General features: G+C 61.6%; 12 protein-coding genes and 1 pseudogene. 2 read left to right on the top strand and 11 right to left on the bottom strand.

All coding sequences use genetic code 11. The annotated features are described in order from the left end of the window. Positions 1–385 precede the first annotated feature (385 nt). The 3 genes from ACIPZC_RS18605 to ACIPZC_RS18595 form a co-directional block, all read right to left on the bottom strand. Positions 386–964: a DUF2780 domain-containing protein gene (locus tag ACIPZC_RS18605; RefSeq protein ID WP_400628689.1), complete on the bottom strand. Its 579-nt coding sequence runs from the start codon at positions 962–964 to the stop codon at positions 386–388. Positions 965–1,142: 178 nt separating this feature from the next. Next, positions 1,143–1,415, bottom strand: a complete 273-nt coding sequence (locus tag ACIPZC_RS18600) for a DUF3077 domain-containing protein (RefSeq protein ID WP_400628687.1) — start codon at positions 1,413–1,415, stop codon at positions 1,143–1,145. A 19-nt stretch (positions 1,416–1,434) separates the two neighbouring features. Continuing rightward, positions 1,435–1,683 carry a hypothetical protein gene (locus tag ACIPZC_RS18595; RefSeq protein WP_400628685.1) on the bottom strand — a complete coding sequence of 83 codons (249 nt, stop codon included), beginning with the start codon at positions 1,681–1,683 and terminating at the stop codon, positions 1,435–1,437. A 416-nt stretch (positions 1,684–2,099) separates the two neighbouring features. On the opposite strand from ACIPZC_RS18595, the gene ACIPZC_RS18590 reads away from it, so the two are divergent. Together ACIPZC_RS18590 and ACIPZC_RS18585 are read left to right on the top strand one after the other, a co-directional pair. Further along, positions 2,100–2,789 (top strand): RHS repeat-associated core domain-containing protein, encoded by a 690-nt coding sequence (locus ACIPZC_RS18590; RefSeq protein ID WP_400628683.1) that lies wholly within the window; start codon positions 2,100–2,102, stop codon positions 2,787–2,789. A gap of 212 nt (positions 2,790–3,001) precedes the next feature. Further along, complete coding sequence (locus ACIPZC_RS18585) at positions 3,002–3,208, top strand: hypothetical protein (protein ID WP_400628681.1); 207 nt, start codon at positions 3,002–3,004, stop codon at positions 3,206–3,208. 229 nt (positions 3,209–3,437) lie between these two features. Here the strand turns inward: ACIPZC_RS18585 and fdhA are convergent, their stop codons facing one another. The 8 genes and pseudogenes from fdhA to ACIPZC_RS18545 all read right to left on the bottom strand — a co-directional run. Continuing rightward, positions 3,438–4,637 (bottom strand): formaldehyde dehydrogenase, glutathione-independent, encoded by a 1,200-nt coding sequence (gene fdhA / locus ACIPZC_RS18580; RefSeq protein ID WP_241805626.1) that lies wholly within the window; start codon positions 4,635–4,637, stop codon positions 3,438–3,440. A gap of 206 nt (positions 4,638–4,843) precedes the next feature. Continuing rightward, positions 4,844–5,701, bottom strand: coding sequence for a formyltetrahydrofolate deformylase (gene purU, locus ACIPZC_RS18575; RefSeq protein WP_241805625.1), 858 nt, complete (start codon positions 5,699–5,701; stop codon positions 4,844–4,846). Between the two features lie 10 nt (positions 5,702–5,711). Continuing rightward, entirely contained in the window at positions 5,712–6,344 is a 633-nt protein-coding gene (locus tag ACIPZC_RS18570) for a sarcosine oxidase subunit gamma (protein WP_267819335.1), read from the bottom strand. A gap of 179 nt (positions 6,345–6,523) precedes the next feature. Continuing rightward, positions 6,524–9,541, bottom strand: a complete 3,018-nt coding sequence (locus ACIPZC_RS18565) for a sarcosine oxidase subunit alpha (RefSeq protein WP_400628678.1) — start codon at positions 9,539–9,541, stop codon at positions 6,524–6,526. Next, on the bottom strand, positions 9,538–9,873 hold the full coding sequence (locus tag ACIPZC_RS18560; protein WP_241805619.1) for a sarcosine oxidase subunit delta: 336 nt from the start codon (positions 9,871–9,873) through the stop codon (positions 9,538–9,540). The genes ACIPZC_RS18565 and ACIPZC_RS18560 overlap by 4 nt, the downstream gene beginning before the upstream one ends. 14 nt (positions 9,874–9,887) lie before the next feature. Next, positions 9,888–11,138, bottom strand: coding sequence for a sarcosine oxidase subunit beta family protein (locus tag ACIPZC_RS18555; RefSeq protein ID WP_241805618.1), 1,251 nt, complete (start codon positions 11,136–11,138; stop codon positions 9,888–9,890). Positions 11,139–11,153: 15 nt separating this feature from the next. Beyond that, positions 11,154–12,407 carry a serine hydroxymethyltransferase gene (locus ACIPZC_RS18550; protein ID WP_400628676.1) on the bottom strand — a complete coding sequence of 418 codons (1,254 nt, stop codon included), beginning with the start codon at positions 12,405–12,407 and terminating at the stop codon, positions 11,154–11,156. Between the two features lie 347 nt (positions 12,408–12,754). After that, positions 12,755–12,976: pseudogene (locus ACIPZC_RS18545) on the bottom strand (IS110 family transposase); the annotation flags it as partial.

Here is a 12,976-nt window from a genome sequence, read left to right as displayed (position 1 = left end):
GGCGTGTTGATCTAAACTACTGGTCGCCCGCCTCGAATGGCCACGATGCATAAGCTTACGTTACAAGTGCTGCCGTAGACGCCGTCGATCCAGGTGCAGATGCCGCAGAGCTGAGTACATTGCAGTAAGGGTCGAAACGTAGACCGTCGGGGCTGGGCTTTTCGCTAAGCCTCTAGCTGGCTGTGCCGGCCTCATCGCCGGCAAGCCGACTCCCACAGGTTCGCGATGAACTTGTAAAACCGTAATTACCTTGGCCCAGCCTGTCGGCGCCGACACTGGTCATCGCCCTGTACTGGTTCGCCCTGGGCCTGGCCTACCTGGCGGTGCTGCCTCCGGCCTGCGCCGCCCAGTGCGCCTGCTAGGCCTCTGTCAAGCGGCTTGAGCCTTACACCGATGGCGGCTGTACCAGCGGCGCCGGAGTAGTCCACAGGCTACCAAGGTTCTGCAGCAGCGATCCAGCAATGCCCTGCTGCCCCAGGTACTGGAGGATCAGCGGAGCGAACTGGCCGATCATGCCAGTATCCATCCCTAGCGCCTTGAACGCTGCATCCAGGTCCGTGCGGTTTTCCACGTCGTTGCCCAGTGCCTTGCTCAGGGCCGACTGGTTTTCGCTGTTATTACCCAGCAGTTCGCCCAGGCCACTGAAGCCACCCAGGGCATTGGCACCGGAAAGCAGATCGAGCCCCGGCACGGCCTTGGTCAACTGGCCGTAGTCGTCGCTACTGAGGTTGTTGCGCGCCAGCCCCAGCATCGCCCCTGCACCGCCCACAGCCTGCTCCGGGGTGATGTTCAGTTCGCTGCCCAGGGTATTGAGCAGATTGGCCTGCGCCTCAGGCGCCTGCACCTGGGCTTGCTGATTCTGGTTTTGCATGGCCGAGACGGCATTGGCGGCATCGCTGAGGTTGAAGGCGAACACCGGGCTTGCGGCCAGGGTCATCAGGGTTGCCAGGGTGAATGCTTTCATCGGGAGGGACCTCGTAGGCCGGGATGGCCTGGGAAACGAGGCATTCGACTGAAGGTTCAGGGGTTTGTTCCGGGCCGCGCATCGGGTAGGTCCGCATAGCCCCATTGGCCCCGCTGCATGAGTGGCCTTGCGTCGCGAAAGGGCCGCAAAGCGGCCCCAACACTGCCCACCCTAACGATCAACGTAGCCTGTTCCGGGCGATTTCGATGTCATCCATGATTGCCTTGGCGAACGCACTCAGGTAATCCGCCGCACCGAGCAGTTTGTGGTCATCCTCCATATCACCTTCGCGCACCAGGTGCTTGATGTACCCCAGCAGCACCGAGACCTGCTCATAGGCATGCTCGAACGGCACGCCCGGCATCACCCGGAAAATATGGCAGGGCTGTGCACCGGCTTCACAGAACGTCTCGACGCCAACGGTCAGGTTTGCGTGCTTCTCTGCACTCATCGCATAGCTCCCCAAACCCTCACATGCGCTCGAGCGCATGCTCGATCAACGCATGTGCGGTATCGGCGCTATGCACGGCATTGGTGAGCATGTACACGCCCGGCTCGCCGGTATGCGCGTGGCAATACTCGCCGATGAGCTCCGAGATACCCAGCAACATTTCGCTGGCGACCGCCAAAGCTTCGGGCGGGACCAGCTCGGGGTGGATGGAGGAGTAGAGGGTGTTGAACAGTTTGAGGCGGGGTGGATCGGGGACTATTTTTTTCATGACAGCTCCACATTTGTGAACTGCCCCCTTCGTTTCCACACATTGGGCGGCAGCTGTACACGGGGTGGAAAACCAGGCATGTGGAAAACCCGGTAGGCCCGAAGACCTCCCGCGAACAGCTGCCATATCGACAACTTCCACATTACTGCCGGGTTTCCACGCCCGGTCGCTGAACCATTCAGCGACCCGAGCAGCCTAGAGGGCGAGGATTCCAGGGGCAATCAGACGGCGGTCGACAGAATGCGTAGGGTATTTCCTACCACCTCCACAGAGTAAGCAGGAAATTACCCATCGATACGTAGGCAATTTCCGCATACCTATCATTTTTGCCAGTAGCCGAATGAAGCAGTCTTTCTGATACTGCAATTAGTTCTGAATGCACACTATATATACAAGCCAAAACGGGGTGATTAACGATGATAGTAAACCTGAGTGCTGTTCGCTACACACCCTACGGCCACGCCTCGCCGATACCCGATTCATTATCGGGTTTCAACGGCGAATGCGTGTTGAAACCCCTAGAGCAATATTTCCTCGGCGCGGGCCATCGATTGTATTCACCTGCATTGATGAGGTTTTTTTCGGCCGATATAAAAAGCCCTTTCGACGAAGGCGGGTTCAACGCATATGCCTACTGTGCAGGCGACCCTGTAAATAGAATCGACCCCACCGGACAAAGCTGGCGTGACATTTTCAACAGGCTTCTAGGGCGTAAACAACCACAGCCGCGACAGCCACGCTTCAAAGTCGAGGTAGCTCAGAAAGCTAGACTCGCTTCCCCCGCTTACTCTGAACCGACGGTCTCACGTGCTACGGAGCACCTACCTAGCTATAACGACGCTTTCAATCAACTTTCGCAGTCTACAAAGCTTGAAATCATCAGATCCGAAAGCAGAATAAAACTTTATCAAAAGGAACTAGACAGTGCACAGCGTGCAAATGATGGCAGTGCAGGTAGTTGGAAAAAAATTGTCGATTTTGAAATGAAAAATAGAGACGGGCTCTGGACCAAGGTGGCCCAAGTGAGAGATGCAGGGCTTTCAGAGAACATAGCATCGCCCTATGCAAATACCGTTCGGAATAACCCGAGGGGCATCTGGAAGTGACGCTATCGTCTAACCCGTAGCCATTAAATACATTGAGGGGGCGGACCACCGAGCTTGTGCGTACGGCCCCTCCATCCATTCACACGTCTATCCACTTATTCCAGGGTGGGCCTAGCCGGAAAGAGACGTCAGAGAGATAGCAAGATGACAAGCGACGACACCCAGACGCCCTAGGGCCTGCGTTTTCATAAACGCCGAAGAGGACCAATGCCATGAGCAAATCGTTGAACAACACCCTGTTCTTCTACCAAAGCAACAAACTCATCACCGTCAAACAGGGCGACACACAACGCGCCATTTTCCGCAATGCGGATATGCCGCTCGCCGAGGTGCAGGCGGGTGACACGCCTGCCACCGGGCTGCTGGCTACCGATGACAAAGGTTCAGTGCTGCAGGTAAATGGCGATGGGGAAGAGTAGTCCCACACCTATTGAAGTTGCGAACACGAACCCACCCTGACCTGGAGGCTCTGTACGACAAGCCTTGATAGTTGTTCATACTGCGTTGAAACAACCTGGGATGCTCACGTACGCCACGACATGCCGCTTCCTCGCTTGTGTCGCCTTGCCAGGCCTTCATCTCAGGACTGTTCGTGCAGAGCCCAGGAGTAAAAAAACCCTCTTTCGAGGGTTTCTTTTCACGCATTGATCACGCCGCGCCCCACATCTTGTGCGGGTCGATCACAAACTTCTTCGGCACACCTGCGTCGAACTCGCCATAGCCTTCCGGCGCCTGATCCAGGTTGATCACCTGCACGCCTACCACCTCGGCGATATTGATGCGGTCCCACATGATCGCCTGCATCAATTGGCGGTTGTACTTCATGGTTGGGGTCTGGCCGGTGTGGAAGCTGTGCGATTTTGCCCAGCCCAGGCCGAAGCGGATGCTCAGCGCGCCGATCTTGGCGGCGGCATCGACCGCGCCCGGGTCTTCGGTCACATACAGGCCCGGAATACCGATGTTGCCGGCAACGCGGGTGACCTGCATCAGCGAGTTCAGCACCGTGGCTGGGGCTTCGTGCTTGGCACCTTCGTGGCCATGGCCACGTGCCTCGAAGCCGACGGCGTCGACGGCGCAGTCCACTTCAGGCTCGCCGAGGATGTCGACGATCTGCTCGTGCAGCGGGGTGTCCTTGGACAGGTCGACCACTTCGAAGCCTTGCGCCTTGGCATGCGCCAGGCGGGCCGGGTTCAGGTCACCGACGATGACGCAGGCAGCGCCGAGCAGGCGCGCCGAGGCAGCGGCGGCCAGGCCGACCGGGCCGGCACCGGCCACGTAAACGGTGCTGCCTGGGCCTACGCCAGCCGTCACGGCACCGTGATAGCCGGTGGGCAGAATGTCGGACAGGCAGGTCAGGTCACGGATCTTCTCCATGGCCTTGTCGCGATCCGGCAGTTTCAGCAGGTTGAAGTCGGCGTACGGTACCAGCACGTATTCCGCCTGGCCGCCGGTCCAGTCGCCCATGTCGACATAGCCGTAGGCACCGCCGGCGCGGGCCGGGTTGACGGTGAGGCAGACACCGGTGTGCATCTCTTTGCACGAGCGGCAGCGGCCGCAGGCGACGTTGAACGGCACCGATACCAGGTCGCCGATTTTCAGGCGTTCGACATCACGCCCCATCTCGACGATTTCACCGGTGATTTCGTGGCCCAGGACCAGGCCGACCTGGGCAGTGGTGCGGCCGCGGACCATGTGCTGGTCGGAGCCGCAGATGTTGGTGGAGACCACCTTGAGGATGACGCCGTGCTCGATCTTCTTGCCGCGCGGGTCCTGCATCTTCGGGTAGTCGATCTTCTGCACCTCGACCTTGCCAGCGCCCAGGTACACCACTCCACGATTGCCAGACATGCTCTTACCTCGCTTGATTTGTATTTATGCAGCGTTGGTTGAAGCGCCGCCGTCCATGGGCGACATGTGTTACTGGAATGCAGAGAATTGTGGGCTTGATACGGCGGGAGGCACTGACTGAAAGCGACAGGGGAATGCCTTTTTACGGCAGGCCGAACGGGGTGGGGCCAATCGCCGGCTTGCCGGCGATGAGGCCCGGAAGGCCTCTACAAAACGACAGTCCGATTGGCGTTGAGGAATACCCGCCGCTCGATGTGATACCCGACCGCCCGCGCCAGCGTCAGGCATTCGATGTCACGCCCCTTGGCAATCAGGTCCTCGGGGTAGTGGCTATGGTCCACCACCTCGACCCCCTGGGCGATGATCGGCCCTTCATCCAGGTCGTTGTTGATGTAATGCGCCGTGGCACCCACCATCTTCACACCCTTGTTGTACGCCTGGTGATAAGGCTTGGCGCCCTTGAACCCCGGCAACAGCGAATGGTGGATATTGATCGCCCAACCATCCAGGCGCCGGCACAGTTCAGGCGACAGCACCTGCATGTAACGGGCAAGGATAACCAGCTCGGCCCCGTTCTCTTCGATCACCTGCAATACCTTGCGCTCTTGCCCGGCCTTGTCGCTGGGGTCCAGTGCGAAGTGGTAATAGGGAATCTTGTGCCAGTGTGCCAGTGGCTCGAGGTCGGGGTGGTTGGACACCACCGCGACCACGTCCATGCCCAGTTGGCCGATGCGCTGGCGGTAAAGCAGATCGTTCAGGCAATGGTCGGCCTTGGACACCATGATGACCACCTTGGGGCGGTGATTCGGTGCGGTCAGTTCAAACACCATGCCAAACGCATCACCCCGCTCGGCAAGGCCGGCACGGAAACCGACCTCGTCAAAACCGTCCGGCTGGCGGAACTCGACGCGAATGAAGAAGCGCCCCGACTGCCGGTCATCGAACGAATGGTGCTCCGTCACGTAGCAGCGCTGCTCGAAGAGGTACCGCGTCACCACGTCGACGGTGCCGAGCATGCTCGGGCAGTCGGCGGTGAGAATCCAGGTATCCGGTGCCCGACTCATGTTGCTCTCCTTAGGCTTCGATGCTCAGGCCGTACTCGGCAGAAGCGTCCTGCAGCCACAGCCACCAGTAATCGGCAAAGCTGCGGCGAATCACCAGTTCCCAGGTGTCCTCGGCCGTGCGGCGGATCACCAGTTGCGACTTGGCGAACACGGTACCCACCGCTTTGCCCACCGGGAAGTTGTTGGGGTGAACATCATAGCTGGTGGACTTCATCAGCACTTCGCGCACGTGCGGGCCACGCAGCTCCAGCAGGCTTTGCCCGCCGCTGACGTTGACCACCTGGATGTGCTGGCCCTCGAGGGCTGCGCGCAGCTTTTGCTCGACGGCGAACTCCTGGCCACCGGGGACGATCAGCAGCCACTCATCGGGGCCGAGCCACTGCAGCGACATTTCACTGTTGGCGACTACGGTCAGGGCCACTGGCAGCTCCAGGCCCAGGGCCTTGTGCACGCCGGCGGCGAATTCCGGGTCGTGGCCGTTACCGCGCAGGGTCAGGTGGCCGAGGAATTTCTTTTCACGCAGGGTCACACCTGCGTTCTTGCGGCCTTTGCCAACCAGGCTGGCCAGGTCGGCGTGGTGCAGCGGCGACTGCGCCTTGGCGTCGGCGCCGGGGTTTTGCTGGAAGACGTTGATAGCGCTCATTTCTTACCTGCCTTGAATTCTTGGTCGTCGATACGAAGCAGCTTGCAGGGCGTATTTGCCGGCCTCATCGCCGGCAAGCCGGCTCCCACAGGGACCGCACCTACCTTCAGAACTGCATCGCACCTGTGGGAGCCGGCTTGCCGGCGATTGGGCCAGCCGGCTCGACACAGGGCCTGGAGTCAAACGTTCTGCCGCTCACCCTTCGGATCGAAGAACACCGAAGACACGATTTCTGCCTCGATCACGCTGCCATCGGCTTGCGGCGAATAAACGCGCTCGCCCATGCGTTTCAAGCCGCCTTTGACCACACCCATGGCAAACGAATACCCCAGGGAGTTGGCCGCGTAGCTGGAGGTGACGTGGCCGACCATGTCCATCGGGATCGGCTGCTTCGGATCGAACACCAACTGGGCGCCTTCGGGCAGCCACTTGGTCGGGTCCACAGGCTTCAGGCCCACCAGCTGCTTGCGGTTTTCCCGCACGCAGTCCTCGCGGTTCATGCCACGCAGGCCGATCCACGAGAACGGCTTGTTACGGCCCACGCACCAGCTCATGTTGAGGTCGTCCGGGGTCATCGAACCATCGGTGTCCTGGCCAACGATGATGAAGCCCTTCTCGGCACGCAGTACGTGCATGGTTTCGGTGCCGTACGGGGTCAGGTTGTACTTCTTGCCGGCCTCGATGACTTTTTCCAGTACGCCCATGGCGTAGTTGGCCTGCACGTTGACTTCGTACGACAGCTCACCGGTGAACGAAATCCGGAACACACGGGCCGGCACGCCGCCGACAGTGCCTTCCTTCCAGGTCATGAACGGGAAGGCGTCCTTGTCCAGATCGATGTCGTCGGTCAGCTCGCTGAGCAGCTTGCGGCTGTTGGGGCCAGACAGGGTCAGCGTGGCCCAGTGGTCGGTGACCGAGGTGAAGTACACCTTCATCTCTGGCCATTCGGTCTGGTGGTACAGCTCCAGCCACTGCAGCACGCGTGCGGCGCCGCCGGTCGTGGTGGTCATGTAGAAGTGGTTGTCGCCGACACAGGCGGTCACGCCGTCGTCGAAGACCATACCGTCTTCTTTGCACATCAGGCCATAACGGGCCTTGCCCACATCGAGCTTGGTCCAGGCGTTGCTGTAGATGCGGTTGAGGAACTCGCGGGCATCCGGGCCCTGGATATCGATCTTGCCCAGGGTCGAGGCGTCCAGCAGGCCCACGCTGTCGCGCACGGCCCTGCACTCACGGGCCACAGCGGTGTGGATGTCTTCACCCGCCTTGGGGAAGTACCAAGGGCGCTTCCATTGGCCGACATCTTCGAACTCGGCGCCGTTCTTCACGTGCCAGGCATGCAGGGCAGTGAAGCGCACAGGTTCGAACAAGTGGCCACAGTGACGGCCCGCTACCGCACCGAAAGTCACCGGTGTGTAGTTGGGGCGGAACATGGTGGTGCCCATTTCCGGAATGGTGATACCGATCGAACGGGCGGCGATGGCCAGGCCGTTGATGTTGCCCAGTTTGCCCTGGTCGGTACCGAAGCCCAGCGCGGTATAGCGCTTGACGTGCTCGACCGATTCGAAGCCTTCGCGGGTGGCCAGTTCGATACCGGCGGCGGTCACATCGTTCTGCTGGTCGACGAACTGCTTCGGCCCCTTGCTGCCTTTGTCGTGCGGCACCTGGAACAGCGCCACGGTGGCCTCTTCCTTGCGTGCAACGGTTTTTGGCAGCGTGCCGGTGGTTGCCTTGAAGCCGGCTTCGGTGGCTGCGCGCACGCCCCCTTCGAAGCCATCGGCAATCACATCGCCCAGCGCATACACACCGTGGATACCACCCACACACACGCGCTTCTGCGGCGCATCACCGGGCACGAAGCCAAGGATGTCGTCACGCCATACCGGGCGACCGCCCAGGTGCGAGGCCAGGTGGACGATAGGGCTGTAGCCGCCGGAGGTCGCGATCAGGTCGCAGTCGAGGGTTTCGCCTGGGCTGGTGACCTTGTGTGCCTGCACATCGATGGCCGCCACGCGGGCGCCGGTGACGTGCTTGCTGCCTTTGGCCTCGATCACAGCACTGGAAGTCAGGATGCGGATGCCTTTGGCACGGGCTTCCTCGACCAGCGAACCACGTGGGTTGTGGCGGGCGTCGGCGATGGCGACGACCTGCAGGCCGGCGTCATGCCAATCCAGCGCAGCGCGGTAGGCATGATCGTTGTTGGTCGACAGCACCAACTTGCGGCCCGGTGCCACGCCATAACGGCGCACATAGGTCGAGACAGCGCCTGCCAGCATGTTGCCCGGCACGTCGTTGTTGCCGTACACCAGCGGGCGCTCGTGGGCGCCGGCGGCCAGTACGACGCGCTTGGCACGTACACGGTGCACGCGGTGGCGAACCTGGCCGATCGGGGCGCGGTCACCCAGGTGGTCGGTGAGGCGCTCGTGAATGGTCAGGAAGTTGTGGTCGTGGTAGCCGTTGACCGTGGCGCGTGGCAGCAGGGTCACGTCCGGCAGGCTTTGCAGCTCTTTGACCACGGCGTTTACCCAGTCAGCGGCCGGTTTGCCGTCGAGGGTCTCACGGCTGTCGAGCAGGCTGCCGCCGAACTCTTCCTGTTCGTCTGCCAGGATCACCCGGGCACCGCTGCGCGCCGCCGCCAGGGCAGCGGCCAGGCCTGCAGGGCCGGCGCCGACGATCAGCACGTCGCAGTGCTGGTTCATGTAGTCGTAGCTGTCCGGGTCGTTCTGCAGCGGCGCACGGCCAAGGCCTGCTGCCTTACGGATGTACTTCTCGTACGTCATCCAGAACGATTTCGGGTACATGAAGGTTTTGTAGTAGAAGCCAGGCGGCATCATGCTGCCGCCCACCTTGCCGAGGATGCCCATGACGTCGTTGTTGACGTTCGGCCAGCCGTTGGTGCTGGTGGCGACAAGGCCTGCGTACAGCGCCTGTTGGGTAGCGCGCACGTTGGGGATCTGGGTGGCTTCGCTGGAGCCGATCTGCAAGATGGCGTTCGGCTCTTCGGTACCGGCGGCGATGATGCCGCGTGGGCGCGAGTACTTGAAGCTGCGGCCAACGATGTCGACGCCATTGGCCAGCAGCGCGGCGGCCAGGCTGTCGCCGGCATAACCCTGGTAGGTCTTGCCGTTGAAGGTGAAGTTCAGGACCTTGCTGCGGTCGATACGGCCGCCGCTGGCGAGGCGATAGGTCTGGCTCATACTTTTTCCCCTTGGCCTTTGACGGTCGACGGTGCGTTGCTTTGCTTGCCGCCTGCGGTCACCTGTGGCTTCTCGCCGATCTTGTAGGTTTCCAGAATTTCGTAGGTCACGGTGTCGCGGGTGACGTTGAAGTACTGACGGCAGCCGGCAACGTGGTCCCACAGTTCATGGTGAATACCGCGCGGGTTGTCGCGGAAGAACATGTAGGTGCCCCACTCTTCGTCGGAGCAGGCGTTAGGGTCCAGCGGGCGGGCGATGTGCGCCTGGCCAGAGGCGTGGAACTCTTCTTCGGAGCGCAGCTCGCCGCAGTGGGGACAGAAAATATGCAACATGACGGTGTCTCCGGTTAGTGGGCGACGGCGGCGGCGCCGTGTTCATCGATCAGTGCGCCGTTGTAGAAACGGTCCATGGAGAACGGCGCAGCCAGCGGGTGCATCTCGCCTTTGGCCAGGCTGGCGGCGAAGACGTTGCCCGAGCCCGGGGTCGCCTTGAAGCCGCCGGTGCCCCAGCCGCAGTTGAAGAACATGTTCTTGACCGGGGTCTTGGAGATGATCGGGCAGGCGTCCGGCGAGGTGTCGACGATGCCGCCCCACTGGCGGTTCATGCGCACGCGCGAGAGGTTGGGGAACATCTCGACGATGGCCTGCAGGGTGTGCTCGATGACCGGGTACGAACCGCGCTGGCCGTAGCCGACCCAGCCGTCGATACCGGCGCCGATCACCAGGTCGCCCTTGTCGGACTGGCTGATGTAGCCGTGCACGGCGTTGGACATGATCACGCTGTCGATGATCGGCTTGATCGGCTCGGAAACCAGTGCTTGCAGGGGGTGCGATTCCAGCGGCAGGCGGAAGCCGGCCAGCTTGGCCATGTGCCCGGAGTTACCGGCGGTGACCACGCCGACGCGCTTGGCGCCGATGAAACCTTTGTTGGTTTCCACACCGATCACTGCACCGTTTTCCTTGCGGAAACCGATCACTTCGGTCTGCTGGATCAGGTCCACGCCCAGGGCGTCGGCGGCACGGGCATAGCCCCAGGCTACCGCGTCGTGACGGGCGACGCCGCCACGGCGCTGAACGGTAGCGCCGAGGATCGGGTAACGGGTGTTCTTCGAGCAGTCCAGGTACGGGATTTCGGCCGCGACCTGGGCGGTGTTGAGCAGTTCGCCATCGACGCCGTTGAGGCGGTTGGCGCTGACGCGGCGCTCGGAGTCACGAATGTCCTGCAGGGTATGGCACAGGTTGTAGACGCCGCGCTGGGAGAACATCACGTTGTAGTTGATGTCCTGGGACAGGCCCTCCCACAGCTTCATGGCGTGCTCGTACAGCTGCGCCGACTCGTCCCACAGGTAGTTGGAACGCACGATGGTGGTGTTACGGGCGGTGTTGCCGCCGCCCAGGTAACCTTTCTCAACCACCGCGACATTGGTGATGCCATGTTCCTTGGCCAGGTAGTAGGCCGTGGCCAGGCCATGGCCGCCACCACCAACGATGACCACGTCGTAGACCTTTTTAGGGGTCGGCGTGCGCCACATGCGCTGCCAGTTCTCGTGGTGGCTGAGGGAGTGTTTGAAGAGGCCGAAGCCCGAGTAGCGTTGCATGGTCGTTTACTCCACTCAGCGGTAAACAGGGAAGTCTGCGCACAGGGCCGCGACGTTCTTCGCCACATCGGCTTCGACGTCAGCGTCACCGAGGTTGTCGAGGATGTCGCAGATCCAGCCGGCCAGGGCCACACACTGGGCGATCTTGAAGCCGCGGGTGGTGACAGCCGGGGTACCGATGCGCAGGCCGGAAGTGACGAACGGCGATTGCGGGTCGTTCGGCACGGCATTCTTGTTGACGGTGATGTGCGCGCGGCCCAGGGCAGCGTCGGCATCTTTGCCGGTCAGGCCCTGGCGGATGAGGCTGACCAGGAACAGGTGGTTGTCGGTACCGCCGGAGACCACGTCGTAGCCGCGGTCGATGAATACCTGGGCCATGGCCTGGGCGTTCTCGATGACCTGCTTCTGGTAGCTCTTGAACTCAGCCTCCTGAGCTTCCTTGAAGCACACAGCCTTGGCGGCGATGACGTGCATCAGCGGGCCGCCCTGGGCGCCAGGGAACACCGCGGCGTTGAGCTTTTTCTCGATCTCTTCGTTCGACTTGGCCAGGATCAGGCCGCCACGTGGGCCGCGCAGGGTCTTGTGGGTGGTGGTGGTCACCACGTCGGCGAACGGGATCGGGTTCGGGTACAGGCCAGCGGCAACCAGGCCGGCGACGTGGGCCATGTCGACGAACAGCAGTGCACCGACCTTGTCGGCGATGGCGCGAAAGCGTGGGAAATCGAGGGTCTTGGAGTATGCCGAGAAGCCGGCAACGATCATCTTCGGCTTGTGCTCGACGGCCAGGCGCTCGACCTCGTCGTAATCGATCAGGCCGGTGTTGGTATCGATGCCGTACTGCACGGCGTTGTACAGCTTGCCCGAAGACGACACTTTGGCGCCGTGGGTCAGGTGGCCGCCGTGGGCCAGGCTCATACCAAGGATGGTGTCACCGGCCTGCAGCAGGGCCAGGTAAACCGCGCTGTTGGCCGAAGAGCCGGAGTGCGGCTGAACGTTGGCGTAGTCGGCGCCGAACAGCTGCTTGGCGCGCTCGATGGCCAGCGCCTCGACCTTGTCGACGTGCTCGCAGCCACCGTAGTAGCGCTTGCCTGGGTAGCCTTCGGCGTACTTGTTGGTCAGGCCGCTGCCTTGGGCCTGCATGACGCGCTTGCTGGTGTAGTTCTCCGAGGCGATCAGTTCGATGTGATCTTCCTGGCGCTGTTCTTCGGCATTCATCGCCGCCAGCAGTGCGTCGTCGTAACCCTGGATCTGGTCTTGCTTGCTGAACATCGTGGTTCTCCCGGCAGCGATCGTTTCTTGTCTGTAAGGCACTGTGGCCCTTTGTGGCGATGGTATGACTGGCCGGGGAGGGTCAGATGCCTGCGCACGCCTTGCAATGGCGCGTTTACGACATTCGCTTTTTTGTTGCTCGCACCGGGCCTATCGCCGGCAAGCCGGCCCCCACCGGACTGCGGCAGTTTTCGAGGCCTGAGTCTTATCTGCGGGAGCTGGACTGCGGCAGTGCTTGAGTCTGGCACCGGACTGCGGCAGTGTTCGAGGCCTTGGTCTTATCTGCGGGGGCTGGCCTGCGGCAGTTCTTGAGGCTGGCACCGTATTGGTGGGAGATTCTATGGTTATCAGCAAGCCATTTTCCCGCCTTTGGTGACGTATTCGTCCTGATTTCTCATCAGGGCGAATGCCACTCGTGCGAGCTTCCTGGCCAGAATTACCAACGCCTGGGTCGTTGCCTTACCGCTGTTTCGATACTGCTCATATACCCCTTTCCAAGCGGCCGACCTGCTGGCCGCCATTGCTGCGTTATGTAGCAAACGACGGATTTCCGAGCAGCCGCGCTTGGT

This window comes from Pseudomonas sp. NPDC089743, assembly GCF_044748785.1.
Classification (GTDB): domain Bacteria; phylum Pseudomonadota; class Gammaproteobacteria; order Pseudomonadales; family Pseudomonadaceae; genus Aquipseudomonas; species Aquipseudomonas putida_X.
The sequence above is the reverse complement of the archived record's forward strand: the minus strand, read 5'-3'. Positions and strand labels throughout refer to the sequence as shown.

Bases quoted from the DNA above. Each gene is read 5' to 3' on its own strand.
- purU (WP_241805625.1), bottom strand. From the start codon at position 5,701: ATGAGTCGGGCACCGGATACCTGGATTCTCACCGCCGACTGCCCGAGC.
- ACIPZC_RS18605 (WP_400628689.1), bottom strand. From the start codon at position 964: ATGAAAGCATTCACCCTGGCAACCCTGATGACCCTGGCCGCAAGCCCG.
- fdhA (WP_241805626.1), bottom strand. From the start codon at position 4,637: ATGTCTGGCAATCGTGGAGTGGTGTACCTGGGCGCTGGCAAGGTCGAG.
- ACIPZC_RS18565 (WP_400628678.1), bottom strand. From the start codon at position 9,541: ATGAGCCAGACCTATCGCCTCGCCAGCGGCGGCCGTATCGACCGCAGC.
- ACIPZC_RS18555 (WP_241805618.1), bottom strand. From the start codon at position 11,138: ATGCAACGCTACTCGGGCTTCGGCCTCTTCAAACACTCCCTCAGCCAC.
- ACIPZC_RS18560 (WP_241805619.1), bottom strand. From the start codon at position 9,873: ATGTTGCATATTTTCTGTCCCCACTGCGGCGAGCTGCGCTCCGAAGAA.
- ACIPZC_RS18585 (WP_400628681.1), top strand. From the start codon at position 3,002: ATGAGCAAATCGTTGAACAACACCCTGTTCTTCTACCAAAGCAACAAA.
- ACIPZC_RS18590 (WP_400628683.1), top strand. From the start codon at position 2,100: ATGATAGTAAACCTGAGTGCTGTTCGCTACACACCCTACGGCCACGCC.
- ACIPZC_RS18600 (WP_400628687.1), bottom strand. From the start codon at position 1,415: ATGAGTGCAGAGAAGCACGCAAACCTGACCGTTGGCGTCGAGACGTTC.
- ACIPZC_RS18595 (WP_400628685.1), bottom strand. From the start codon at position 1,683: ATGAAAAAAATAGTCCCCGATCCACCCCGCCTCAAACTGTTCAACACC.
- ACIPZC_RS18550 (WP_400628676.1), bottom strand. From the start codon at position 12,407: ATGTTCAGCAAGCAAGACCAGATCCAGGGTTACGACGACGCACTGCTG.
- ACIPZC_RS18570 (WP_267819335.1), bottom strand. From the start codon at position 6,344: ATGAGCGCTATCAACGTCTTCCAGCAAAACCCCGGCGCCGACGCCAAG.